We start from the raw sequence: 26795 nt of genomic DNA, 5'->3' as shown, positions 1-26795 counted from the left end.
GGACGCTATGAAAACACTTAAAGGAATTTCCATGAGCTCCCTCAAATCAGCCATCGCAGTCACTGCCCTGGCTTTCCTGCTTTCAGCCTGCGGCGGCGAATCCACGGAACAACTGCCGAATACCTCACAAAATTCAGGCACGGTTACCTACAACGGGCCGGTTCCCTCGACCGATGACGTGGCCAACTTCAAACGCACGGTGTGGGACAACCTGGTCACCCAGGATAAATGCGGCGCGTGCCACGGCTCCAACGGCCAGGCACCGACATTCGTCAATGAGCAGGACGTGAACCTTGCTTATGCCCAGGCGGGCTCTATTGTAAACCTGTCTGATCCATCCCAGTCCACAATGGTGACCAAGGTAGCCGGTGGCCACAATTGCTGGCTCCAGAGCACGTCAGCTTGTGTGGACATTCTCACCACCTATATTTCCAACTGGGCAGGCGGCTCAGAAGGCTCTGCCAAAACCGTAGAACTGCGCGCTCCAGCGCTCAAAGAACCGGGCGCCACGGTTGCCCTACCCGACGACACTGGCCTGTTTTCCACCACGGTATACCCCGAACTCAGAGAGTATTGCAGCGACTGCCATGCTGATGGTGGCCAAACCCCTTACATTGCCAGTGCCGATGTCACCACTGCCTACGATCAGGCGAAAAGCCGTATTGACCCTATGAATCCGGGCGCATCCCGACTGGTTGAACGTCTGCGCTACGACTTCCACAACTGCTGGGATGACGACTGCGAAGCCTCAGCCGATCTGATGGAGCTGAAGATTCTTGAAATGGTCCAGGACCTGAGCGCCCAACCCGTAGACCCGGCAATGGTTGCCAGCAAGGCACTCAACCTACAGGCAGACGGCCTCCTCGCAAACTCCGGTGGCCGGTTTGAAGACAACGTGATTGCCCTCTACGAATTCAAGTTTGGTGAAGGTCAGACCGCTTTCGATACCAGCGGCGTATCCCCAGCGCTGGATCTGACCCTGAGCGGAAACGTTGACTGGGTTGGCGGCTGGGGCATCGACCTTGGCCCGGCGGGCGAAAACGAGCAGGGCTTCATGATCCCTGCCGGCAAAGCCCAGGGCAGCACCACCGCCAGCCGAAAACTGCATACCCTACTGACAGGCTCTGGCGAATACAGCATCGAGGCCTGGGTTGCCCCTGGCAACATCACCCAGGAGGATGCCCGGATCGTGACCTATTCGGGTTCATCCACCACCCGCAACGTCACGCTCAGCCAGTCGCTCCAACGTTACGAGGTACTGCATCGCAGCACCACCAGTGACGAAAATACGCCTTTCGCGACCCAGGACGCCGACATGCTCCTGCAGGCAACCCTCCAGCACGTGGTGGTTAACTACACCCCGGCGACCGGGCGCCAGATCTTTGTGAATGGCGCTCCGACTGGCGATGTCGACCCGGACGACGGCGGACTGCTGACCGAATGGGACGACAGTTTTGCCCTGGTCCTGGGCAACGAGACCGATGGCAACTCGCCCTGGCAGGGCGCGATCCGGATGGTCGCCATCCACAATCGCGCGCTGACACCGGAACAGGTCCAGGCCAACTTTGAGGTGGGCGTTGGCCAGAAGTTCTATCTTCTGTTCGGGGTCTCTCACCTGATCGACGTGCCCGAGAGTTTTATCGTGTTCGAAGTCAGCCAGTTCGATAGCTACGCCTACCGATTCACCAGCCCCTTCTTCATCAGCCTTGATGACTCCGCCGAGCCATCGAACATCCCGCTGCGTGGCATGCGACTGGGCATCAATGGCAAAGAAGCGACCGTCGGACAGGCCTGGGCCAACCTGGACGTTGTCCTCGACAGCGGCAGTTATGAACCTGGCACCGGACAAGCGCTCTCCTCTCTGGGTACCATCATTGCGTTGGAAAACGGGCCCGGGAACGACGAGTTTTTCCTGACGTTCGACCAGCTGGGCGGCAACAACTTTGCCCGCTCCGAGCCGTCGCTGCCGCCTCAACCGGAGCCAGCAGACCTGCCACCGTCATCGGAGATCGGCTTGAAAACTTTTGACGAGATAAACGAGTCCATGTCGCGGATGACCGGTGTTCCCACAACCAACCAGGCTGTATTCAACACATACACCACCGTAAAGCAGCAATTGCCCACGGTAGAGACTATCCAGGGTTTCCTGTCTTCCCATCAGATGGCGGTTACCCAGATGGCCATCCAGTATTGCGATGCTCTGGTCTCAAACCCGCAGCTTCGGGATCAGATGTTCCCTGGGTTCGATTTCTCCGCCCCGGCCAGCACCGCCTTCGACCACGGTGGCAAGAGCCTGGTTACCGGGCCATTGCTGTCGCGGTTCGTAGGCAGCAACCTGGCATCACAGCCTGGTGACAGCGAAATTGAAACGGAGCTCAGCGAGCTCGTGGATAGGCTGACCAGCTGTGATGCAGGGTGTGAGCCTGACCGCACAGAAACGGTCGTGAAAGCAAGCTGTGCCGCCGTGCTTGGCAGCGCCACCACCCTGGTTCAGTAGAGGAAGCCGATCATGTTTATACGCAAATCACGTAAGAAGCCTCTGGCCAACGGCAGCCCTCTGCTCCATGACGACCATGGCAAGCCGAGGACACGTCGCGAGTTTATCGCGCAAGGCCTGATGGCTGGCTCTGCAACTGTGTTCGGAGCCTCTCTGTTCAGTCTGTTCGGCAATCCAAGAATGGCGTCCGCGGCGCTCTCCTCGGACCTGGAAACGCTGAAGTCAAGCTGCGGTATCGCTGTTCAGGGTGCCGGCAAGATTCCTTTTATCTGCTTTGACCTGGCAGGGGGGGCCAACATTGCCGGCTCCAACGTGCTAATGGGCAAATCTGGCGGGCAAATGGACTTTCTGAGCACCGCAGGCTACAACAAGCTCGGCCTGCCGGGTGACATGCTGCCCAACGATCCCTCGTTCGTGAACACGGAATTGGGCCTGGCGTTTCATTCCGACAGCGCCTTCCTGCGAGGCATCCTGCAGAGCACCAGTGCCGGCACTCGGGCGGCAACCGATGGCGCCATTATTGCCGCCCGTTCGGAAAACGATACCGGCAATAACCCACACAACCCGATGTATGGCATCCATCACGCCGGGGCCGACGGCTCCCTGCTCTCTCTTGTCGGCTCCCAGAGCTCAGAATCCGGCGGTAATTCACTGGCACCGATGAACCTGATTAATCCAGAGGTACGCCCCACCAAAATTGACCGGCCATCGGACGTTACTGGTCTTGTGGACGTAGGCGACCTGATAGGCATTCTGGATCAGCAAGATGCTGTCGCCGTCATGGAATCCATCCAGCGCATCAGCGACGCCAAGATGAACCAGGTCAATACGGGCATCTCTACGGATGAAGTCGTCAAAGACCTGGTTCGTTGTGGCTACGTAAAGAGCGCCGATCTCGCCGACCGATTCGGCAACCCGGCGGATCTCGATCCGGAGCTGGATCTCGAGATCGTTGGCCCCACCGGCATCTTCAGCCGCGATGAATTCAACAACAACCGCGAATTCCGCAAGACCGCATCCGTGATGAAGCTGGTGCTGAGCGGCTACGCCGGTGCTGGCACAATCACCATGGGCGGCTACGACTACCATACGGGTGAGCGCGGCACCGGCGAACGTCGCGACGAGCAGGCAGGCCGCTGCATGGGCGCCTGTCTGGAATACGCAGCCCGGGTGGGCATGCCGTTGATGCTCTATGTGTTCAGCGACGGCTCGGTGTCGAGTAACGGCCGGATTGACGATTCCATGGACGGTCGCGGCAAGGGAGAATGGACTGGCGACAACCAGCAGACGGCTGCCTCCTTCTTCATGGTTTACAACCCGGCGGGTCGCCCTACTCCGATTCGCAGGCAGATCGGCTTTATGCGCTCTGATGCGTCCGTGGAAACGGCCTCCAGCCCTGCGGCCAACAACGTCAACCAGCTGGTCCAGACCGTGTTGCTCAACTACATGGCATTGCACGGTGAACAAAACCAGTTCGGCACCCGTTTCAACGGGCACGGGCTGGGCAATGGTACCTCCCAGGACAGCCTGATTGCGTTCTCCAACGTGGTGAACGGCACTATCGGAAATTGACCGAAACCACTCGTTCCGCCCCTAGTCTGATTGGGGCGGAATGAGGCCCTCTGAAACGTGCATCATCCGCTGATCATCGATAACCACAACATCGATACCTTTTAAACGCTCGATCATCTCCAGTCCCTTTTGGGGTCCGAGCACAAAAACCGCCGTGGAAAGGCCGTCGGTTGTCAGCGCATCCTCGCCGATAATGGTTACGCTTTGAACACCCTGAACCGATTTTCCGGTCTCAGGCGACAGAATGTGATGGACCCTTTCTCCCGCTTCATCCACGAAGAACCGCTCGTAGTCGCCGGAGGTGGAAACCGCCACGTCCTCCAGCGGCAGAACCACCGCATTGCGCCGTTCTGAACGGGGGTCCCTGATACCCACGTACCAGGGGCGGCCCCGCTTGTCACCCAGCAGCCGCATGTCGCCGCCGGCACTCAGCCGGGCATGGCGAATGCCAAAACTGACCAGACGCTCGATTCCCAGATCAACTGCGTACCCTTTGGCGATGCCACCGAGGTCAACCAGAATCCCTTCTTGCCGGTATACGATCGTCTGATCATCCTGATCGAGAATCACATCCCGGAAATTCACCCGCGGCAAGCCGGATCGAAGCTCCTCGTCCGTGGGCTTTTTGCCGGCTCTGAAGTCATACAGGTAACCCACTGAGCCAAAGGTAATGTCGAAGGCGCCGTCGCTGAGTAGCGAAACCTCCCGTGCTTTCTCGATCACCTCGAACAACCCGTCACTGACTTCTACTGGCCCGCTGGGGGCATTGCGGTTGAGCCTGGAAACCTCCGAATCCTCCCGGTAGCGACTCATCTGTTCATCAACCTGATGAAAAACCGCCAGTACCTCTTTCCCAACCCGGTCCGCCAGCTCTTCATCTTCCGCCCAGAACTCCAGTTCGATAGGCGTGGTCATTGCAGTATCCGAAAACCGATACCACTCGGCGCTCGCCGACATCGGGACGATGACAAGCCCCATTGCCGCCACGAGAGACGAAAGAGTCGATCCTAGTTCGAATTTGCAATGCTTCATAGTTACCAAAACCCACAAAACTTCATTGGCTGCAGCGAGGCCCAAACCGGGCAATTCCGGAAAGTATATCCATTTCTTCGACTGCAGCCGAACCGATTCGTCGGGGCAACATGGACCAGACTAGATCCAGATCACTAACCTACAATTTGTTACCCAAAATTCCACTTTAGTCCCATTGTTGGCTCCATAATCAGCAGGGACACTAGCTGTGCTTAACAAATAATCAAAACAATGATTGGCAGCCCTTTTCTCCATTGGCGCTGCAATTCCGGAGGCCAACCTGAATGAACGTCAGAAAAGTGCTCTTTTCTGCTTGTCTGCTGTTGCTGGCGAGTACCACTGTGTATGCCGAAACTCTTAAAATCGGCCTGAATTATCCACAAACCGGTCGTTACAAGGATCAAGGTCTGCAACAGCGTCTTGGTGCCTTCCTGGCGGTTGACGAAATCAACAAGGCCGGTGGCGTGATGGGTCGCCAGCTGGAACTGGTGATCAGGAATACACGAGGCGAACCGTCCCAGGGCGCGGAAAACACTGCAGAGCTTATCGACCGCGAAGGCGTCCAGATGGTGTTCGGCGGAGTCTCCAGCGCCGTTGCCATTGCCTCTGGCAAAGCTGCTCGGGATCGTAACCGGATCTACTTCGGCACGCTCACGTACTCGAACGCCACCACCGGCGCCGAAGGCCATTCACATATGTTCCGTGAGCCCTACAACGCCTGGATGACCGCAAAGGCACTGAGTCAGTATCTGACCACCAATCATGCAGACGACGACTACTTCTACATTACCGCCGACTACACCTGGGGCTGGTCTGTGGAGGAGTCTGTTCGCAAGTTCTCGGGAACCGAAGACACCGACCGCCATCAGGGCGTCAAAACGCCTTTCCCCCGGGCACTCATTACCGATTTCAGGGAGGCGCTAGAGCAGGCAGACGCCAGTAATGCCAAGGTCCTGATGATGGTCCTGTTCGGCGACGACATGGTGCGAGCACTGAATGTTGCCTACGAAATGGGCCTCACCAAGAAAATGCAGATTGTTGTGCCCAACCTGACCCTTGGCATGGCTAGGCAGGTCGGCCCCACCATTATGGAAGGCATAATCGGCGGATCGCCCTGGGTCTGGAACGTGCCCTACGAACTCAACTACCCCCGGGGCAAGGAATTTGTCGAGGCCTTCTCAGCGCGGTATGAAATGCGGCCCTCTACCGCTGCGGCCTCAGCCTACAGCATCGTCTATCAATACAAGGATGCAGTGGAACGTACCGGCACCACCAATACCGCCAGCCTCATCAGGGCTCTGGAGGGACACAGATACACGTTCCTGAAGGATGAGCAATACTGGCGGGAATTCGATCACCAGAATGTTCAGACGGTGTATGTGGTCAAGGTGAAACCACGCAACACCATCATTGCTGACGAATACAGTTCCGATTATTTCAGCATCATTGATTCCATGCCCGGTGATCAGGCCGCCCAAACCCGGGAAGAATGGGAAGAGCGGCGCCAGGAGGCTGGCAAGCCCCTCCGGCTCTGAACCCGTCAAGGAAGATCCGGCAATCAGAACAGGTAGTCGGTTGTCAGGATCTTCGAGCATCTTCCGCGGACGATACCGGTCACCAGGTCCCTGTTGCTGTCACTGGACTTGGTGGCCACCGTTGTGCGGATTGAGAAAACCCTAAGGGCATCCGATACCGACAGCGTACCCTCAGCGGAATCCTTTCGTCCGTTAAACGGCAGGGTATCCGGCCCCCTCTGGCACTGGGCATTCAGGTTGATCCGGCCGACCTGATTGGCAAGCAGATCAATCAGCCTGCCCACTGTGTCGGAATCCGAACCGAAGATACTTAGCTGCTGGCCGTAGTTGGAATCCCGAACGTGCGCAATTACTTCCTGCTCGTCGGAGAAGGCAGCAACAGGAATGACCGGACCGAACTGCTCCTCATGAAAGATGCGCATATCGGCGGTTACCGGGTAAAGGACGGCAGGGTGAAAATACGTGCCGTTGACCTCACCACCGCCCTCATTGATCACCGATGCCCCCTTGGCAACGGCGTCATGCACCAGTTCCCTGAGGAACCCGATCTTGCCCGGCTCAGGCAATGGCGTTAGCGATACGTCCTGCTCCCAGGGCATTCCCGCAACCAGATCGTTAACGCCTACCGATAGCTTCCTGACAAAGCTGTCCGCAAGAGACTCGTGAACAAACAGCAACTTCAGTGCGGTGCAGCGCTGGCCATTGAAAGACAGCGCGCCGGTAACGCACTCGCTGACGGCAAGCTCCAGGTCCGCATCCGGCAGCACAATCGCCGGATTGTTGGCATCCAGCCCCAAGACAGCCTTCAACCGATGCGGCTTCGGATGCATCTGTTTAAGCGCTGACGCGCCCCGGTGTGTTCCGATAAAGGCGAACATGTCGACTTTGCCGCTTTTCATCAACGGCCCAACCGTATCCCTGCCCCGCCCGAAAATAATGTTGATCACTCCGGGCGGAAACGACTTCCGGAATGCTTCCATCAGAGGGCCTATCAGGAGCACACCGTACTTGGCGGGCTTGAACACCACGGTGTTGCCCATGATCAACGCCGGAATCAGCGTCGTGAAGGTTTCATTCAGCGGGTAATTGAACGGCCCCATGCACAGGGCTACACCTACCGGTAAGCGACGCGTCTGCGCTACCACGCCACCGACGATTTCGAATCTTGATGACCGGCGATCGAGCACCTTCAGCTCATGGATCGTATCGTTGATGTAGTCGCAGGTCCGGTCGAATTCCTTGCAGGCATCTTTCCGGGTCTTGCCGATTTCCCACATCAGCAGTTCTATCACGGCCTCTCGATGGTTGCGCATTTCCACGAGGAATTGCTCCACGTGTTCGATTCTCCGTGCAACGGAAAGACTCGGCCAGTCGCCGCTGCCCTGACCGTAGGCCTGTACCGCCGCATCGAGGGCTTCCAGTGCTGCGGCCTCCTCCATCAGCGGCGTTCGGCCAATCAACAGAGGCTGAGGCGCGTCTTCTCCCGGCACCGTTGTGCAGATCGGACTTCTAACGTCCGCATAAGCCCCTTTCCAGGGACGCAGTTCACCACCCACGAGAGTGTGATTCAGTTCCACGCCGCCCTGGCGGAAGTGTTCGGGCACGTGAGCGTCTTCGGGGAAAAACTCCCTTTGCATCCAGCGTGTTTGCTGCATCTACATCTCCATCAATTAGTTTCACATTCGCCGGCCAGAATGCCGGAAGCCTCAGCCAGGGCTCCGGCGATCGTTCCGAATTCATCCGCGTGCAATGAGGCACCGCCAATCAAGCCACCATCAACGTCGGCAAGACTGAACAGCTCATAAGCATTGGCAGCCTTGACGCTGCCCCCGTATATCACTCGCAGCTCCTTGCTGATGTCGTCGGATGCCTCAGGTGCGCTTCTGGCAATGAACTGGCGGATTTGCTGATGCACCTCGGAAACCTGCTCCGGCGTTGCGGTTTTGCCCGTTCCGATAGCCCATACCGGTTCATAGGCGATGACTCCGTTCGCCATCGCCGCCAGGCCGACCTCGTCAATCACCGCCTGAAGCTGCTGTTCGATAATCAGACCGGTACGGCCGGACTCTCTGTCTTCAAGAGTCTCACCAACGCAAAGCACCGGTGTAAGCCCGGCGGCAAGAACCGAGCGATAGCGCGCTGCGACCTCCTGGCTGCCTTCTCCAAACAGTAACCGGCGCTCGGAGTGCCCTACCAGGACATAGCGGCAGCCCATCTCCTGGAGCATGGTGGCGCTGACCTCGCCGGTGTAAGCGCCGGAGACAAATCCGGACGCATTCTGGGCACCCAGCATGATGCCGGTGTAGCCCAACAGATCCCGAACCTGAAACAGGTACGGATGTGGGGGACATACGGCCAGATCAATGGACTTTCGGAACATCCTCAGACGGGGCAGCACACGGACCATCAGAGCCTGGTTGGCCTGCAGGCTGCCGTTCATCTTCCAGTTTCCAATCAGAATCGGTTTTCTCATGATGTTTCTCCCGAAAAGCGGTTTCAGGTGTCCAGGGCGCAACGAATCGCGCCGACACCGGGATAAAACGCGTGAGCGCCAAGGTCCTGCTCGATACGCAGCAGGCGGTTGTACTTGGCAACCCGGTCTGATCGGCAGAGAGAGCCGGTTTTTATCTGGCCTGATCGCGTTGCCACGGCCAGATCGGATATGAAGGTATCTTCGGTTTCGCCGCTACGGTGGGAAATCACCGTGGTGTAGCCGGCATCCTGAGCCATGCCGATAGCGTCCAGGGTTTCGGTCAGGGTCCCGATCTGGTTGAACTTGATAAGCACCGAATTGGCAATGCCCTTCTTGATACCCTCAGTGATGATCGCGGTGTTGGTCACGAAGAGGTCGTCGCCCACCAGCTGTACCCGTTCGCCGAGTTTCTCGGTCAGCAGTTTCCAACCGTCCCAGTCGCTTTCATCCATGCCGTCTTCAATTGAGGCGATGGGGTACTTCATGGCCAGGTCGAGCAGGTAATCCGAGAACTCTTCGGACGTAAACTGCTTTCCAGCGCCCTTCAGGTTGTAATGGCCGCCTTCATAGAATTCCGACGCGGCGCAATCGAGGGCAAGGACTACATCGGATCCGGGCCGATAGCCCGCCTTTTCGATGGCCGCCAGAATCAGATCGAGGGCTTCCTCGCTGGAACGCAAATTTGGCGCGAAGCCACCTTCATCGCCAACCGCGGTGGAAAGGCCGTTTTTGCGGAGCAACGCCTTCAGGGCATGGAAGGTTTCCACTCCCATGCGGAGCGCCTCACTGTAACTGGGCGCCCCGACGGGCTGAATCATGAACTCCTGGATATCAACGTTGTTGTCTGCATGGGCGCCGCCGTTGATGATGTTCATCATGGGCACCGGCAGGATGCTGGGGCCGTTGCAGCCGTATAGCTCGGCAAGATACCGGTACAGAGGCTGTTGCCGGTAATTGGCCCCGGCGTTGGCCGTGGCCAGGGACACGGCAAGAATCGCATTGGCGCCAAATTCTGCCTTGTTGGGTGTGCCATCCATCTCGCACATGAGCCGATCCATTACCAACTGATCAAACACCACGCGCCCCTCAAGGGCCGGTGCGATGCGCTCGTTAACAATCCGAACAGCCTGCAGAACACCCTTGCCATTGTACCGGCCGTTGTCACCGTCCCGCTTTTCCAGCGCCTCCCGGGTACCCGTGGAGGCCCCGGACGGCACCCGGCCCTGTCCGACCACGCCGTTACGGAGTTCAACGTCCACTTCCACTGTGGGAAATCCCCGGGAATCCAGAATTTCCCGGGCCGTCACTTTCTTTATATGTTCCATAGTGTCGTTCCTGTCACGTCATTGTTGTTTGCGAATTTATTTTTTGATAACGAACATTAATTCCATCTTAATATTCGTAAACGAACATCTTCAAGCGAAAACCACCGACCAATCAGACAATTTTGTTATATGGAAACGAAAGTTACTTGGTCAGGGGGTTGGTCAATAAATGACAAAGAAAGCCGTCAGTGACTTTAGATTTGTGGAGCCAATGCCCGACAAAAGACTTTCAGGGATTCAAAAAGGGCCGGCAGGGTTGGCCCCGGGAGGGGCTACCTTGAAATGCTTGAAAGGGGGGAACTAAAAGCAACCGGCCAAAACCCACCGTGACAACGGCGCTCTGCCTGCCGCGACCAAAGGGGGTCCTGTTGCGGCAGGCATTGCTCTTCAGGAACTCAGCTCGCCTTAGCGCGCCTCTTCCCAAGTTTTCAGCAGCTCGTCATAGGCAACGGTTTTGCCCTGCGGCTTCTCGTTTGCCAGCTTCGGCTTGGGCGCACCCGGCTGGTCCAGCCAGTACTGCGGATCGCGCGGATCGTTCAGCTTCGGACCACAGGTCGGCTGCACGTTGGCCCGCTCAAGGCGCTCCATGACCCGGTCCTGTGCCTGGGCAAGGCCGTCGAGGGCTTCCTGCGGAGTGGCTTCACCACTGGCGGCCTGGGCGATGTACTGCCACCACAGCTGAGCCAGCTTCGGATAGTCCGGCACGTTGGTGCCTGTCGGGGACCACTGCACCCGGGCCGGGCTCCGATAGAACTCAACCAGACCACCGAGTTTCGGAGCCATTTCAGTCATCGCGTCAGATTCGATATCAGACTCGCGGATCGGAGTCAGACCGGCGATGGTTTTCTCCAGGGACACGGTCTTGGCTACAGTGAACTGGGCGTACAGCCACGCTGCAAGACGACGCTTCTCGGGCGTTGAGTCCAGGAAGGTCCAGGAGCCCACGTCCTGATAACCAAGCTTCATGCCTTCTTCCCAGTAGGGACCACGGGGAGACGGTGCCATGCGCCACTTGGGCGTGCCATCTTCATTCACAACCGGCAGTCCGTCCTTGATCATGCTCGCGGTAAAGGCGGTGTACCAGAAGATCTGCTGGGCAACATTACCCTGGGCAGGAACCGGGCCGGCCTCGGAGAAGGTCATGCCCTGGGCTTCGGGTGGCGCATACTCACGCAGCCAGTCCACGTATTTCTCGGTGGCATAAACGGCAGCGGGACCATTGGTTGCACCGCCACGGCTGACGCTGGAGCCGACCGGGTGGCACTCTTCAACCCGAATACCCCATTCGTCTACCGGCAGGCCGTTAGGCAGGCCCTTGTCGCCAGCACCCGCCATGGAGAACCAGGCATCCGTAAAACGCCAGCCCAGAGACGGATCTTTCTTGCCGTAGTCCATGTGACCGTAGACGCGCTCACCGTCAATTTCCTTCACGTGAACCGAAAAGAACTCGGCAATATCCTCGTAGGCTGACCAGTTAACCGGCACACCCAGATCGTACCCGTAGATTTCCCTGAACTGCTTCTGCAGGTCTTCACGCTCAAACCAGTCGGCCCGGAACCAGTAGAGGTTGGCAAACTGCTGGGAAGGCAGCTGGTAGAGCTTGCCGTCAGGCCCGGTGGTGAAATCGAGCCCGATGAAATCGTCGAGATCCAGGGTGGGCAGGGTGAGATCTTTACCGGCACCATTCATGATGTCCTCAACCGCCACCACCTTGCCGTAACGGAAATGGGTGCCAATCAGGTCTGAATCGTTCACGTAGCCGTCGTAGATGTTACGTCCGGACTGCATCTGAGTCTGGAGTTTCTCGATGACATCGCCTTCCTGAATCAGCGTGTGGGTAAGGTTAATCCCGGTGATTTCGGAAAACGCCTTGGCCAGAACATTGGACTCATACTCATGAGTCGCTATGGTTTCGGAAACCACGTTGATGTCCATGCCACGGAACTGCTCAGCGGCTTTGGTGAACCACTCCATTTCCTTGAGCTGCTCTTCCTTGCTCAGAGTAGAGTTCTTGAACGCTTCATTAACCCACTTTTCAGCCGCTTCACTGTACTGATCGGCGCTGACATGCAGGCTCAAACCCATGCTCGCTACACCAACGGCGGCGCTCAGCAACAGGGTTCTCGGATATTTATTGTTGTTGAACATATCCAACCTCGTTCGTCTTTTTATGAATGGAACGAAACAGCCGGGTTTCGTTTCCGCATTTATAGCGCTCTGGTCGCTATTCTCTTCACCGGAATCATCGATGATCGATTCCGATCATTAAAGTAAAAATAGTTCGTTTGCGAAATCATTACAAGTTTCTTGGCGATTTTTTAGAGCCAAATGTTCGCGAAAAAAACATAACGAACATCCGGTTCCAGATTCACCCCCAGCGCAACAACACCAGTAGCCAGGCCACCGATACCGCAAGCGCCACCCAGAGGGTGATATCGCTGACCGCCAGGAAGGTCAGATGTATGTACGCAGCCGATAGCAATCCGATAAACAACCGGTCACCGCGAGTGGTGGCAATCGGCAGAAAGCCCTTCCTCTCGGTGCACGGGGAGACAATTTCGAAAACCGTCATTACCGCCAGAATCCCCGCAATCACTGCAAAGAAGATGGCGACGGTGGGCGTCCAGTTCATCCAGGCAATCATAAAACGTCTCCTTACACGCGTCCGAGGGCGAAACCTTTGGCAACATGGTTACGAACAAACCAGATCACCAGCAGGCCGGGAATGATGGTGAGCGAACCGGCGGCAGCCAGAACACCCCAGTCGATACCACTCGCCCCTATCGTTCGGGTCATGATCGCTCCGATCGGCTGGGCATCCACGGACGTCAGCGTCCGGGCCAGCAGCAGCTCCACCCACGAGAACATGAAGGCAAAGAACGCCGTCACACCGATGCCGGAGCGAATCATCGGCAGGAATACCTTCACGAAGAATTTCGGAAAACTGTAGCCATCAATATAGGCCATCTCGTCATACTCCCGGGGCACCCCGGACATGAACCCTTCCAGAATCCAGACAGCCAGGGGTACGTTGAACAGGCAGTGAGCCAGTGCCACCGCAATGTGGGTATCAAAAAGGCCAATGGATGAATACAGCTGGAAGAATGGCAGCAGGAAGACGGCCGGTGGCGCCATCCGGTTGCTCAGCAGCCAGAAGAAGAGGTGCTTGTCACCCAGGAATTTGTAGCGGCTGAACGCATAGGCCGCTGGCAACGCCACGAGCAACGTGATGACCACGTTTATGGACACATAGATCATCGAGTTGATGTAGCCGTTGTACCAGCTGGGATCGGTGAAGATCACAGCATAGTTATCGAGGGTGAAATTCTGGGGCCACAGGGTGAGCCCCCCGAGAATTTCCTGGTTGGTCTTGAACGACATGTTCAGCAACCAGTAGATCGGTGTCAGGAGCAACAGAATGAACAGTGTAATCCCGACATTTTTTGAACGTGTCTGTCTCATCACACTCTCCTTATTTTTCTTTGTCGGCGTGCGTAATGGCGGTAAAGAAGAGCCATGAAATCAGCAATACAATAAGGAAGTAGATCATCGAGAACGCAGCCGCGCGCCCCAGATCAAACTGCCCGATTGCCATAGTCGTCAGGGTCTGGCTCAGGAAGGTGGTGGAGCTACCCGGGCCGCCACCGGTTAGCACGAACGGCTCAATGTAGATCATGAAACTGTCCATGAAACGCAGCAGCACCGCGATGATCAGAACACTTTTGAGCCTCGGGAGCTGAATATACCGAAACACCGCCCACTTTGAGGCGCGATCAATTTCCGCCGCCTGGTAGAAAGCTTCCGGAATTGCCCGCAACCCGGAATAGCAGAGCAAGGCAACCAGCGGCGTCCAGTGCCAGACGTCCATCAGCAGAACCGTCAGCCACGCATCGAGGGTGTCGCCGGTGTAGTTGTAATCAATCCCCAACTGGTTGATGCCCCAGCCGAACAGACCGATGTCGCCACGGGCGAAGATCTGCCAGATGGTGCCAACCACGTTCCAGGGAATCAGCAGCGGGATGGCCAGCAGAATCAGGCAGAGCGATCCCTTGATGCCGGATTTGGGCATCATGAGGGCAACTCCGATCCCGAGGGGGATCTGAATCAAGAGGACCGCGCCAGAGAATATGAACTGGCGAATCAGGGAATCCTGCAGGCGCTCGTCGGTCAGCACCTCCCTGAACCATTCCGTGCCTACGTAGAACGCCTGGCCCGGGCCGAAGATATCCTGGACCGAATAATTCACGACCGTCATCAGCGGAATCAGTGCCGAGAAGGCAACGAGCAGAAATACCGGCAGCACCAGCCACCAGGCTTTGTTGTTTTGTACCTTTTGCATCACTGTTGCTCCTGTACCAGGAATTCATCCACATACAGCTTCAGCCATTGCTTCGGGAACGAAAGATGAACCCGGCTGCCGATCGATGCGGCGAACTCCTCGCTCTGCCGGACTTTCATGTTCTCGTGGTCAAGCTGAACGGTAACAATCTTGTAGGTGCCAAGATCCTCCACATCCAGAACCTCGGCCTCGAAGGTGTCATCCGAGGCAACGGATGACACTTCCACAAACTCCGGCCGGATGCCGATCTTGATATTGGTGGATTTGGTCCGCTGGAGGACATCAACCTGCCAGGGCTCAAGTGCCACAACTGTGCCCCCGAAACACACGCCCCGGGGACAGCGCTGCACCTCGATGAGATTCATGCCGGGGCTGCCGATGAAGAACCCCACAAAGGTGTGGTTGGGCTGCTCGAACAGTTCGGTTGGGGTGCCAAACTGGACAATTTGCCCGCCGTACATCACGGCTATCTTGTCGGCAAAGGTGGAGGCCTCGAGCTGGTCGTGGGTGACGTACACCATGGTGATGTCGAACTGCTCGTGAATCTGCTTGAGCTTGCGACGCAGCTTCCACTTGAGTTGCGGATCGATCACTGTCAGGGGCTCGTCGAACAGAATCGCCGAAACGTCTTCCCGAACCAGACCCCGGCCCATGGAGACCTTCTGCTTCTCATCCGCGGTCAGATTCTTCGCCTTCTTGTAGAGCTTGTCCTCGATTTCCAGCACTTCGGCGATCTCGTGAACGCGGGCCTTGATCTTGGACGCGGGCACCTTGTTGTTCTTGAGGGGAAACGCCAGATTGTCGTAGACGGTCATCGAGTCGTAAATGACCGGAAACTGGAAAACCTGGGCAATATTCCTGTCTCTCGGCGACAGCTCGTTAACACGCTTGCCGTCGAACAGGACATCCCCCTCGGAGGGCTGAACCAGGCCGGAAATGATGTTCAGCATGGTGCTCTTTCCGCAACCGGACGGCCCCAGCAATGCGTAAGCCCCGCCCTTGTGCCAGACGTGGTCGAGCTGACGGATGGCGTAATCATCCGGCCCTTCCGGCCTATCACTGTAACTGTGGGCAAGTGACTTCAATTGAATTTCAGCCATCAGACAGACCCTCCTGATACCTGGGACGGTGTGTGCACCAGTTGCTCGTCGTTGTCGAAAACGAAAAGCTTATTGATTGGCAGGTAAACCTTGATGGGTGAACCTGTGTGGTACTGATGCACGCCCATCAGTTGCAGCACCATTTCAAAGTGGCTGTTCTCAACGTGCATGAAGGTCTCAGAACCACTGATCTCACTGAGCTCCACCTCCATGGACATCTCCAGATCATCATCACTGGTGGGCACCAGACCGATATGACTGGGACGAATCCCGAACCAGTAGTCACCCGGCTTCAGCTTCGCCAGTTCTTGCGTCAGTGCGTGATGGGAGTATTCGTCGAAGGTCACCTCGGTTTCGGAAACCCGGCCCCGAATCATGTTCATCGGAGGCTCGCTGAACAACTGTGCAGCCAGGGTGTTCACCGGTGCCCGATAGACATCCATCACCGGGCCGGTCTGCACGACCTGCCCCTCATGTAGCAATGTCGTCGTACCGCCCAGTGCGAGGGCTTCATTGGCCTCAGTCGTCGCGTACACCGCTATACACTGACGCTCGCGAAACAGATCCCGAAGTTCCGCCCGAAGCTCTTCCCGCAGTTTGTAATCGAGGTTGACCAGCGGCTCATCGAAAAGCACCAGGGTGGCATCTTTAACCAGCGCCCGGGCCATAGCGGTTCGCTGCTGCTGACCACCTGACAGCTCCAGGGGGTAGCGTTTCAGCAGCGGGTCAATCCGGAGCATCGACGCAGTTTCCTTTACCCGGCGATCGATTTCGGATTCGGTCATCTTCGCCAGTCGCAGGGGCGAGGCAATGTTCTCGTAAACTGACAGATTGGGGTAGTTGATGAACTGCTGATAGATCATCGAAATATTACGGCTCTGCACGCTCTGCCCTGTGACGTCCTCGCCGTTGTAGATCAGACGGCCGTTATCGGGCTTGTCCAACCCGGCCATCAATCGCATCAGCGAGGTTTTTCCGGCCAGTGTCCGGCCGAGCAGAACGTTAAAGGAACCTGCCTCAAAGGTGAGGTTGGCATCCCGTATGTAGTCGACACCGTCGACCTCACGGGAGAGATTCTCCAGTGTTAAGGACATAGGCTTTCCTTTTTGTTCTTGTGGAAACGCGCTTCGAGACCGGCGTACACCGACCACGAAAATTCGATTTCGAATCCACTAACGCAAACGGTATACCAGTTCTTTATTGTTCATAAGCACCTCTACCTATAACACTGTTTTTTAAGTATTTTTATTTATCTCGCGATTTCCTATCCGAAAAAACAAATGTTCGTTTACCAATACTTTGTTCAAAATGAACATTGACGTGAACAGCATTTGCACAGATGATTGAGCAGCAGAAAGGACACATTTGCCCGACTTAGCCGCTCGAATCGTCAACCAGAACAACAAACGAAAACCTGAGTGACGCCTGATGAGAAAAAACGAATATTCGGATTATCGAAGCGTGATTGCCGATTCCTGGAACCGCTGTATTGCCTGGGGCCTTGATCACGATCATGAGCCGGCACCGTTGAAACCGGAGCCGGCCAGGCTGGAGGAAATAAACCGACAGCACAGCGAACTGCTTTCGGTGACCGAAGCGGAAGTCTTGCCCTATTACCGGAACGTACTATCCAACAGTCGGTGCCTCATCCTGCTTGCCGATCAGCACGCAACCGTACTCAACAGCTGGGGTGATGAACGCATCACCGAGACCCGCCTCAAACCCTGGTTCCAGACCGGTGCAAACTGGCAAGAGCAGAACTGCGGTACCAACGCTATTGGCACATCGATTGCCGTGGGGGCCCCCGTTCAGATTCAGCGTAATGAACATTTCCTGAAAACAAACCGGAGCATCATCGGCTCTGCCGCACCGATATTCGATGCTCACCGGCAGATAGCCGGTGTTCTGAGCGTGTTCAGCGACGCCTACCTGCCTCAGGCCCACACATTAGGCATGGTGCGACTGCTGTCCCAATCTGTGGAAAACCGCCTGATCAATCGTCAGTTCGGGCCGGATCACTTCCAGATCACCCTGAATACAACGGCGGACAACTTCGATAGCCCCTGGTCCGGCATTCTTGTGTGTGATGATTCCGGTCAGGTGATCGCCAGCAACCAGAGGGCAGACCAACTGCTGGGAATGAACACCGTCGAAGCCAGGCTGGATGAGCTATTTACCCGCCACCGGAATCACATCCTCGGCCACCCTGAAACAGAAACCCTGCAACTGACCACCCGGAGCAAGGTCCGTCTTAGCGCCCGGATCAAACGCCCCACCCGAATCCCCGAGGCCAACGGAAAAACAGAGCCGTCTCCAGTACCGGAGGACCTCCGACAATCCGCCCAACCGCTCGATATCGACAACCTTGATTACGGCGATTCCGCGGTCAAGCGCTGTGCTACGCAGAGTCTCAAGGTTCTGGAGCGGGGTTTACCGGTACTCATCACCGGCGAGACGGGGGTCGGCAAGGAAGTTCTGGTGAAAGCTCTTCACCGCGAATCCCACCGCAAGGACCAGCCGCTGGTCGCGGTAAACTGCGCAGCCATTCCACCGGAGCTGGTCGAATCGGAATTGTTCGGTTACGAAGCTGGTGCTTTTACCGGCGCAAGAGCGCAGGGATCACTGGGGTTCATACGAAAAGCGCACAAAGGCGTTCTGTTTCTCGACGAGATCGGCGAAATGCCTCTTTCGGCGCAGTCACGGCTATTGCGGGTTCTCCAGGAACGGGTCGTTACACCGGTGGGATCCACCGACAGCGTTCCGGTCGATATCCTGTTGGTTACGGCAACCAATCGACCGCTGACTAACCGTATCGAGAACGGCCACTTTCGGGCCGACCTCTACTACCGGATCAACGGGTTGTGCGTGGAACTCCCGGCCCTTCGAAACCGCGCGGACAGACGCATGCTGATACAAAGCCTGTATGCCCGGCATCGCGACCCGGGGCAGTCCGCGCAGCTATCGCCCAAAGTCCTTTCGGCTCTGGAGAACCACCCGTGGCCCGGTAACATCCGCCAGCTGGTGAATGTTCTGAGGGTCGCCATCGCAATTGCGGACGGCGAGGAGGTGCAGGTCTGGCACCTGCCGGAAGATTTTCTTGCAGAGTTCGAGGCCAATCCGGTTGAAGAAAGAGATCCACCAATCCCGGAACAACCTGTTTCCGGATTCGAAGTAGAACCTGAGGACACCCTCGCGAGAACCCTGCAGGTTTACCGAAAATGCACCGGCAATATCTCGCAGGCAGCCAGAGAACTGGCCATCAGCCGTAACACCCTTTACAAGCGCCTGCGAGAGCTGGGCGTTCGTTAACGTCCGTTGCCGCGATGGCCCTGTTGTGTCAAAGCTTTTGAACCGCCTTGCTCCAGCCGTCGTAGAGCTTGTCCCGATGCTCTTTGGTCATGACGGGCTCAAAATTCCGATCGCACCGCCACAGGTCCGAAAGCTCCTCAAGAGAGCCATAGACCCCGGCTTCCAGACCTGCCAAGTAGGCGGCGCCCAGTGCTGTGGTTTCAATCAGTGACGGGCGATCCACCCGGGCGCCGAGAATGTCTGCCAGGAACTGGAGTACCCAGTTATTGGCCACCATACCACCGTCGACTCTCAGGTTGACCGGGCGAATGCCGTCCTTTTCCATGGCTTTTTGCAGATCCTTGGTCTGATAGCAAACCGATTGCAGACCTGCCGTGACAATCTCTTTGATACCGGTGTCACGAGTCAGGCCGAATATCGCGCCTCTCGCATTGGGGTCCCAATACGGTGCCCCGAGCCCGGTAAAGGCAGGCACCAGATACACGCCGTGATCGACCGGGGTCCCCTCAGCCAGAGGCTCCGTTTCGCAGGCATCCCGGATTAGCTGAAGTCCGTCCCGCAGCCACTGTATGGTGGCCCCGGCGATAAAAATACTGCCCTCGAGGGCATAAGTAGGCTTGCCATTCACCCGGTACGCCACCGTCGTGAGCAAACGGTGTTTTGACTGCAAAGCCTTGTCGCCCGTATTGAGCATCAAGAAGCAACCAGTGCCGTAGGTGCTCTTCGCCATGCCAATACCAAAGCAGGTCTGACCGAACAGGGCCGCCTGCTGATCGCCGGCCACGCCCAACACCGAAGTACCGTTGAGTGCCCCGCCCTCGGTAATCTGCCCGAACTGATCGGCGGAGTCCATCACCTCCGGCAACAACGATTCGGGAATGTCAAAGAGCTCCAGTAGTTCTGGATCCCATTTCTGGTTGTGTATGTTGAACAACAGCGTACGGCTGGCATTGGTAGCGTCAGTGCGATGCTCACGGCCACCGGTCAGTCGCCACAACAGAAAGCTGTCAACCGTCCCGAACGCGAGCTCTCCTCGCTCCGCCCGCTCCCGCACTCCAGCGACATTCTCCAGTATCCAACGGAGTTTGGTAGCGGAGAAATAGGGATCAATGAGCAATCCCGTCTTGCTGCTGACCCACGGCTCAAGCCCCTCACTCTTAAGGGATTCGCAGTAGGATGCAGTTCGTCGATCCTGCCAGACGATGGCGTTGTAAACGGGTTCTCCGGTTTTACGATCCCAGACTACGGTGGTCTCGCGCTGGTTGGTAATGCCCACGGCAACCACTTCACCGCGATCACCGCATTCCTTGGCCATGACCTCATCGCAGGTCTGCTTAACGGACGACCAAAGGTCCTCCGGGTTATGCTCAACCCAGCCACTGGCCGGGAAATGTTGCGGAAACTCTTGCTGGCGGGTGGCGTGTATGTTGCCCTGCAGGTCAAAGAGTATGGCTCTGGAACTGGTGGTTCCCTGATCAATCGAGAGTATGTACTGGCTCATAGAGTTTCGACCTCGGTTTCTTATTTTTTCGTATTTTTACTTTTTTGAACATAAATGCCAAGTGATTTTCACGACAAGCGCGCATACGCTCAACCAATCCGTGCAAAAAAGCTGCATAACCCGCTGAAAACCACTAAACTTTGGGATTGTTTTCGGACGCACAGTATTTCGCATGAGAAAAATGACAGCGCGGAGGAGGTTTTAATGGCACAGCGCCGCCGACAGGATCTGATCATGGAGCTGATCCAGCAGAACGGTTTCGTCACAACCGAACAGCTGGTAGACCAGTTCAAGGTAACGCCCCAAACCATCCGCCGGGACCTGAACGAGCTTGCGAAACACAAAAAGCTCCGTAGACACCATGGTGGCGCAGGCATCGACTCCAGCACGGTCAACACCGCTTACCAGGCTCGGAAGATCATGGACCTGGAAGCCAAGGAGCGGATTGCGGAAGCACTGGTAGCGCAGATTCCGGATAACTCTTCGATGTTCATCAATATTGGTACCACCACCGAGACCATCGCCAAGGCTCTTCTTGAAAAGAACAACCTGCAAATCGTTACGAACAACCTCCATGTGGCATCGATCCTGTCGGCAAAAGAAGACTTCCATGTAATCATTGCCGGCGGTGAAGTACGCAACCGGGACGGCGGCATTGTTGGTGAAGCCACGAGGGACTTCATTAACCAGTTCAAGATGGACTTCGGCATCATCGGCATCAGCGGCATCCATAACGATGGCTCCCTGCTCGATTTCGATTACCGCGAAGTCCGCGTCGCCCAGGCAATCATTGCCAACTCCAACCAGGTTCTTCTTGCCGCCGACCACTCCAAGTTCGGGCGCAACGCCATGGTGCGCCTCGGTAGCATTTCCCAGGCTGACCACGTGTTTACTGACCAGCAACCCCCGGTCGAGATCCGCCAGTTGCTAACCGAACACAACGTACAACTTCATATCGTCTGATTTCTTTTCGATCCCCTCCTATCCGAAAACGTGAACGCCTCGCTCTTTTCGTTTTTTTTCTATTTTTTCCTTTACGAATATCTTTGCCTTTCGCATAATAGTTCTATACCGCATATTGAACATTGAAAAGTGCGCATCACAACAAAGCGTCTTTTCCAGTGGCGTCAGGAGATGACCAACAATGACTATGGAGCACGAACAGTTTGACGTTATTGTCGTTGGCGGCGGAGTCAACGGCACCGGCATTGCAATGGACGCAGCCGGGCGAGGTCTGAAAGTCCTGCTTTGTGAAATGAATGATCTGGCTTCGGCCACCTCATCCAGCAGCAGCAAGCTGATACACGGCGGACTTCGGTATCTGGAGCACTATGAATTCCGACTGGTCCGGGAAGCACTGGCCGAGCGCGAATCCCTGCTTCGTAATTCACCCCACATCATGTGGCCAATGCGCTTTCGGCTGCCCCACCGCCCTCACCTGCGGCCGGCCTGGATGATCCGCACCGGCCTCTTTCTCTATGACCATTTGGCAAAGCGCGAAATCCTTCCGGGCTCACGCTCGATCAAATTCGGGGCAGACGATCCGCTCAAACCCGATATCACCAAGGGCTTTGAGTACTCAGACGGCTGGGTCGACGATGCCCGCCTGGTGGTTCTGACCGCAAAAAAAGCCCAGCAGTTCGGGGCGCAGATACTTACCCGCACCAAATGCGTTAAGGCAGAACAGGGCGCGAAGGAATGGAAGGTCACCCTTCGTGACATGACCACCGAAACCGAAAAAACGGTGTCGGCGAAGGCCATTGTGAATGCCTCTGGCCCCTGGGTAAGCAAACTGTTCGGCGAGACTCTCTCAATGCCGGCGCCCAAGATGATTCGGATGGTGAAAGGCAGCCATATTGTGGTTCCGCGCATGAACAAGGGTACCGAGGCCTATATCCTTCAGAACGAGGACGAGAGGATCGTTTTCGTCATTCCCTACGAGGACGAATTCTCACTGGTAGGCACCACCGACGTGGACTACGAAGGGGATCCGAAAAAAGCGAAGATTTCGCCGGAAGAAACTGACTACCTGCTGAACATCGTGAATTCCCACTTCAAGCGACAGCTGGAACCATCGGATGTTGTCTGGTCCTATTCTGGCGTCCGTCCCCTGATGGACGATGAGCAGGAGAATGCCCAGAAAGCGTCACGAGACTATTCCTTTGAAGTCAACAGTGAAAAAGGCAAGGCGCCGCTCATTTCCGTTTTCGGGGGGAAAATCACCACCTATCGGAAGCTGGCCGAAGCCGCCACTGACAAGCTGTGCCAGTTTTTTCCCGAAGCCGGCGGGCGCTGGACCAAGAAAGGGGTTCTACCAGGCGGCGACTTTGCCGACCACGAGGCCCTGGAGGAAACCCTTCATCGCGAATTTCCATGGCTCTCCGAGAAGGTCATCAGCCGCTATGTTCGCACTTACGGCACAACCAGCTATGACATTCTCCAGGATTGCACGTCTATGGAAGACCTCGGTCTTCATTTCGCCGGAACTCTCTATCAGCGTGAGGTCGAACACCTGATCAAGAACGAGTGGGCCATGACGTCGGAGGATATTCTCTGGCGCCGGACCAAGCAGGGGCTTTACGCAACCGAGTCCAATGTGGAAGCCCTGGAACGTTTTCTGATGAAAACGGTCACTACCGATACCCGCAAGACTGGTCTCCACCACAGCGCCTGAAGCTCTCTCAGGCATCTTTGCTCCGGCCGGATAAGCTCCGCCCGGAGCTTTTTTACGTTGGAGTATACGGACAGGGGGAGGAAGCTTTGTGCATAACCTCAACAAAAAAAGGTCGAGGGAGTAAACCTCAACCTTTTTTGCACCGGCTTTCGAGGGTGCTTGCCTCTGTTTGAGACAATCAGAACGTCAGCTGCGAACCAAAGATGATCGCATCGTATTCGCCCTGCCCGTTACCGGTACCCAACGTGGTGTATTCAGCCATCAGGGTCAGATGATTGGTTGCCGCATAGCGGGCAAACAGCATGGTCAGATCGGTATCGTCACCGTCGCCTGCGATGAAGTCATCCTCGCCTTCACCATAACTGACACCCAGTGTGGTCCGGTTGATCTCATAGGTGGTTTCAACATACCACTGGCTTGCGTCTTCTTCGTTCGGGTCCAGGCGGGCGGCAAACACACCGTTGCCTGTGCCCTGGGTGATGCCGTAGTTGCCACGAACACTCAAACCACCGAGCGAGACGGAACCACCGAAATCGATACCGGACATGGTGTAGTTATCGAAGGTGCCGGTTTTTGAGTCCACATCCTGGGTAAAGCCACTGGACCAAAGGGAGAAGTTGTCGCCGGAATAGACCACGTTCGCTTCGATGCGGGGCATGGTGTACTCGGCATCAGTAACGCCGTCCACTTTTGAAGGGCTAAACAGACCAACCTTGAATTGCAGGCCACCCAAGTTGTTGGAGGTGTACATCACGCGGGGTGTGAAGTCGGCGTAGAAGTAGCCGTTACCGATGCGCCCGGCAGTGGCCGCCACCTGGTCAGGGCCGCCGATCAGGCCGACACCCAGTGCGCTGCCGTTATCGCCAATGGCGGGAACCCCATAGATACCGAAGCCTTTACCGATATTAACCTTGCCAAACTCACCGGCTACGGCAATCTCCGAGACCCGACTGCGGAACTCCGTATTGGCATCACCGGGCGCAATATTGGCATTCATCTGGAAGTGGCCTGACACCTCCAGGCCGTTCTGGGTTGGCGCATAGATGTTCGTTTGCAGTGTTGCGGGGTTAAAACCGGTCGTGATGGTGAAAGAATCCTCATCGGTTGGCTCGTCATAGTTTCCGAACACCGCAAAGATCGGAATATGGCCGTTGAAGCCGGCCTTCCACCCATTGTCGGACTCGAAAGAAACTTCCGCCATGACTGGCGAGGAGACGCCTGCCACCAATAGCAGTGCGGCTGCCAGTGGAGCTTTCCGGAAAGAACGGTTGTTGGACGACATAAAAACGTTGTTATTTTCGATCATGTTAGTTTCCTGTTTTTGTTAGCGCTGAACTTTAGCCAGCCGACCGAAACGCCTCACCAAAAGCCTTGGCCGCGGCCAGGCGCGTGGCAGCCAACTGCGTTAACGAACCGATTTATTTTCGCTTTAAGCCAAAACAGTTCGAAACAGCACAAATCTAGCGCCGAAAATTCCAAATGAAAAGTTTATGATCGAAAAAATTTTCGTTTAGTCCAAATAAATAAAAGCAAAAAACTGACAAAAAAATGCTAACAAGCTGTCTTTATTGGTCTTTTAACCACTTAGAGTAATTTCTAAATTTTTCGTTGACGAACCTTTAAACGAACCATATGATCGTAAATTGTACGAAAAGCAACAAAAACAAGAGACGATCATGAACAAACTCGCGTTGTTAATCGGCCTGGCACTGCTGATTGGCCCACCGTTAACCGCCGGGCCTCTTTTCGAATCGCTTTCTGTGGAGAAGCAATCGCAGATCCGCGCGCTCATCGAAGACCATTTCCCGGATTCGACCCTGTCCGAGGATGAACAGGCGGAAGAGCTGGCCTGGTTTGCCCATGCGGCCTCTGAGCTACAGGGAACAAAGATCTCGGTTCTGTCCGAACAACTGCCGACCCATGACTACGAGGCAGAAGTCCTGGCACCTGCATTTTCCGAGCTGACGGAGATTCCGGTAACACACGACAGAAAGCCAGAGGGCGAAGTCATTCGCCAGATCAACCTCCAGCGAATCATGGCAGCCAAGGGCCGATACGATGCATTCGTTAACGACTCAGACATGATCGGCACTCACTCCCGCAGCGGCTGGGCTCTCGCGCTCAGCGATTACATGGAAGACGCTGGCAAGGCATTTACGCTGCCCACCCTGTCACTGGAGGATTTCATTGGCCTGGAATTCGTCACTGGGCCGGATGGCAAGATTTACCAGCTACCCGATCAGCAGTTCGCCAACCTGTACTGGTTCCGATACGACTGGTTCCAGCGACCGGAACTGAGAGCTCGGTTCATGGAACGTTACGGTTACGAGCTTGGCGTGCCCGTGAACTGGTCCGCCTATGAAGACATCGCGGAGTTTTTCACGGTACATGTACGGGAAATTGATGGTGAACGGGTTTACGGCCACATGGACTACGGCAAACGTGATCCCTCCCTGGGATGGCGCTTCACCGACGCCTGGTTTTCAATGGCGGGCGCGGGTGACCGGGGTATTCCCAACGGACTGCCCGTCGATGAATGGGGCATTCGTATGGAGGGCTGCCATCCTGTTGGCTCTTCTGTCAGTCGCGGCGGTGCCACCAATAGTCCTGCGGCGGTCTACGCACTGGAAAAATACATTGACTGGTTGCAGCGCTTCGCGCCTCCGGAAGCCGCGAACATGACGTTTTCAGAAGCCGGGCCCGTACCGGCCAGAGGCCGGGTAGCACAGCAGATTTTCTGGTACACCGCCTTTACGTCCGACATGGCGAAAGAGGGCTTGCCCGTCGTTAATGAAGACGGCACACCGAAGTGGCGCATGGCGCCCTCACCTCGCGGCGCCTATTGGCAAGATGGAATGAAACTGGGATACCAGGACGTTGGCGCCTGGACCATCCCCCGGGCCATGGGTGCGAACCAGCAGAAAGCAGCCTGGCTTTATGCCCAATTTACCGTCTCGCGTACGGTGTCACTCCAGAAGACCCTCTACGGGCTCACCCCGATTCGGCTCTCAGACCTGGAATCGCCGCAAATGCAGAAAAAAGCGCCGGCACTGGGAGGCCTGGTCGAGTTCTATCGGAGTCCTGCGAGGACAGCCTGGTCGCCGACCGGTGTGAACGTGCCAGACTACCCTCGCCTTGCCAAACTCTGGTGGCCAAACATCGCCGATGCGGTAACAGGCAAAGTCACCCCTCAACAGGCACTCGATAACCTGGCCGCGGCGCAGGACAGGACCCTTTCGGTCATTGAGCGTAATTTCCTCGCCGGTGATTGCGGCCCGAAAATGGCAGAGGAAGAGCAGGTAAAGGGTGCTGACTGGTGGCTGGCCCAGCCCGGTGCGCCCAAGCCACGCCTGAGCAACGAGAAGCCACCGGGCAAAACCATCCGCTACGAAGATCTACTCAGGCAGTGGAATGTTGCTGCCAAATGATCACGGGCCA

At 56.3% G+C, this 26795-nt stretch carries 19 protein-coding genes; 7 read left to right on the top strand and 12 right to left on the bottom strand.

The window, feature by feature from the left end; genetic code table 11:
- Positions 1–31: 31 nt before the first annotated feature.
- The gene (locus ACWJ62_RS05110) at positions 32–2497 is read left to right on the top strand and encodes a LamG domain-containing protein (RefSeq protein ID WP_449285202.1); all 2466 of its coding nucleotides are present in this window, start codon (positions 32–34) and stop codon (positions 2495–2497) included.
- Between the two features lie 12 nt (positions 2498–2509).
- Positions 2510–4069 (top strand): hypothetical protein, encoded by a 1560-nt coding sequence (locus ACWJ62_RS05105; protein WP_449285201.1) that lies wholly within the window; start codon positions 2510–2512, stop codon positions 4067–4069.
- A 21-nt stretch (positions 4070–4090) separates the two neighbouring features.
- Here ACWJ62_RS05105 and ACWJ62_RS05100 read toward each other — a convergent pair whose 3' ends face one another.
- Positions 4091–4984 (bottom strand): FAD:protein FMN transferase, encoded by an 894-nt coding sequence (locus ACWJ62_RS05100; RefSeq protein WP_449285200.1) that lies wholly within the window; start codon positions 4982–4984, stop codon positions 4091–4093.
- 401 nt (positions 4985–5385) lie between these two features.
- Between ACWJ62_RS05100 and ACWJ62_RS05095 the strand changes: the two genes are divergently transcribed.
- Complete coding sequence (locus ACWJ62_RS05095; protein WP_449285199.1) at positions 5386–6636, top strand: substrate-binding protein; 1251 nt, start codon at positions 5386–5388, stop codon at positions 6634–6636.
- Positions 6637–6659: 23 nt separating this feature from the next.
- On the opposite strand, the gene ACWJ62_RS05090 is transcribed toward ACWJ62_RS05095, so the two are convergent.
- The 9 genes from ACWJ62_RS05090 to ACWJ62_RS05050 form a co-directional block, all read right to left on the bottom strand.
- Positions 6660–8291, bottom strand: coding sequence for an NADP-dependent glyceraldehyde-3-phosphate dehydrogenase (locus tag ACWJ62_RS05090; protein WP_449285198.1), 1632 nt, complete (start codon positions 8289–8291; stop codon positions 6660–6662).
- 11 nt (positions 8292–8302) lie between these two features.
- Positions 8303–9109 carry a triose-phosphate isomerase gene (gene tpiA / locus ACWJ62_RS05085; RefSeq protein ID WP_449285197.1) on the bottom strand — a complete coding sequence of 269 codons (807 nt, stop codon included), beginning with the start codon at positions 9107–9109 and terminating at the stop codon, positions 8303–8305.
- 23 nt (positions 9110–9132) lie between these two features.
- On the bottom strand, positions 9133–10434 hold the full coding sequence (gene eno, locus ACWJ62_RS05080) for a phosphopyruvate hydratase (RefSeq protein ID WP_449285196.1): 1302 nt from the start codon (positions 10432–10434) through the stop codon (positions 9133–9135).
- Between the two features lie 405 nt (positions 10435–10839).
- On the bottom strand, positions 10840–12582 hold the full coding sequence (locus ACWJ62_RS05075) for an ABC transporter substrate-binding protein (protein WP_449285195.1): 1743 nt from the start codon (positions 12580–12582) through the stop codon (positions 10840–10842).
- A gap of 220 nt (positions 12583–12802) precedes the next feature.
- Positions 12803–13078 carry a DUF2160 domain-containing protein gene (locus ACWJ62_RS05070; protein ID WP_449285194.1) on the bottom strand — a complete coding sequence of 92 codons (276 nt, stop codon included), beginning with the start codon at positions 13076–13078 and terminating at the stop codon, positions 12803–12805.
- 11 nt (positions 13079–13089) lie between these two features.
- Entirely contained in the window at positions 13090–13896 is an 807-nt protein-coding gene (locus ACWJ62_RS05065; protein WP_008174643.1) for a carbohydrate ABC transporter permease, read from the bottom strand.
- A gap of 10 nt (positions 13897–13906) precedes the next feature.
- The gene (locus tag ACWJ62_RS05060; RefSeq protein WP_449285193.1) at positions 13907–14773 is read right to left on the bottom strand and encodes a carbohydrate ABC transporter permease; all 867 of its coding nucleotides are present in this window, start codon (positions 14771–14773) and stop codon (positions 13907–13909) included.
- On the bottom strand, positions 14773–15873 hold the full coding sequence (locus tag ACWJ62_RS05055) for an ABC transporter ATP-binding protein (RefSeq protein WP_449285192.1): 1101 nt from the start codon (positions 15871–15873) through the stop codon (positions 14773–14775). Before ACWJ62_RS05055 ends, ACWJ62_RS05060 begins: the two co-directional genes overlap by 1 nt.
- Positions 15873–16967: an ABC transporter ATP-binding protein gene (locus ACWJ62_RS05050; protein ID WP_449285191.1), complete on the bottom strand. Its 1095-nt coding sequence runs from the start codon at positions 16965–16967 to the stop codon at positions 15873–15875. The genes ACWJ62_RS05055 and ACWJ62_RS05050 overlap by 1 nt, the downstream gene beginning before the upstream one ends.
- A gap of 334 nt (positions 16968–17301) precedes the next feature.
- On the opposite strand from ACWJ62_RS05050, the gene ACWJ62_RS05045 reads away from it, so the two are divergent.
- On the top strand, positions 17302–19182 hold the full coding sequence (locus ACWJ62_RS05045) for a sigma-54-dependent Fis family transcriptional regulator (RefSeq protein ID WP_449285190.1): 1881 nt from the start codon (positions 17302–17304) through the stop codon (positions 19180–19182).
- Positions 19183–19210: 28 nt separating this feature from the next.
- Here the strand turns inward: ACWJ62_RS05045 and glpK are convergent, their stop codons facing one another.
- Complete coding sequence (glpK, locus tag ACWJ62_RS05040) at positions 19211–20683, bottom strand: glycerol kinase GlpK (RefSeq protein ID WP_449285189.1); 1473 nt, start codon at positions 20681–20683, stop codon at positions 19211–19213.
- A gap of 204 nt (positions 20684–20887) precedes the next feature.
- Here glpK and ACWJ62_RS05035 point away from each other — a divergent pair, with 204 nt between their 5' ends.
- Positions 20888–21646, top strand: a complete 759-nt coding sequence (locus ACWJ62_RS05035; protein WP_449285188.1) for a DeoR/GlpR family transcriptional regulator — start codon at positions 20888–20890, stop codon at positions 21644–21646.
- A 181-nt stretch (positions 21647–21827) separates the two neighbouring features.
- Positions 21828–23357, top strand: a complete 1530-nt coding sequence (gene glpD / locus ACWJ62_RS05030; protein WP_449285187.1) for a glycerol-3-phosphate dehydrogenase — start codon at positions 21828–21830, stop codon at positions 23355–23357.
- 178 nt (positions 23358–23535) lie between these two features.
- On the opposite strand, the gene ACWJ62_RS05025 is transcribed toward glpD, so the two are convergent.
- Entirely contained in the window at positions 23536–24663 is a 1128-nt protein-coding gene (locus ACWJ62_RS05025) for a porin (protein WP_449285186.1), read from the bottom strand.
- Between the two features lie 370 nt (positions 24664–25033).
- Between ACWJ62_RS05025 and ACWJ62_RS05020 the strand changes: the two genes are divergently transcribed.
- Positions 25034–26785: an ABC transporter substrate-binding protein gene (locus ACWJ62_RS05020; protein ID WP_449285185.1), complete on the top strand. Its 1752-nt coding sequence runs from the start codon at positions 25034–25036 to the stop codon at positions 26783–26785.
- Positions 26786–26795: the final 10 nt, after the last annotated feature.

This window comes from Marinobacter sp. PE14 (assembly GCF_053566155.1).
The sequence above is the reverse complement of the archived record's forward strand: the minus strand, read 5'-3'. Positions and strand labels throughout refer to the sequence as shown.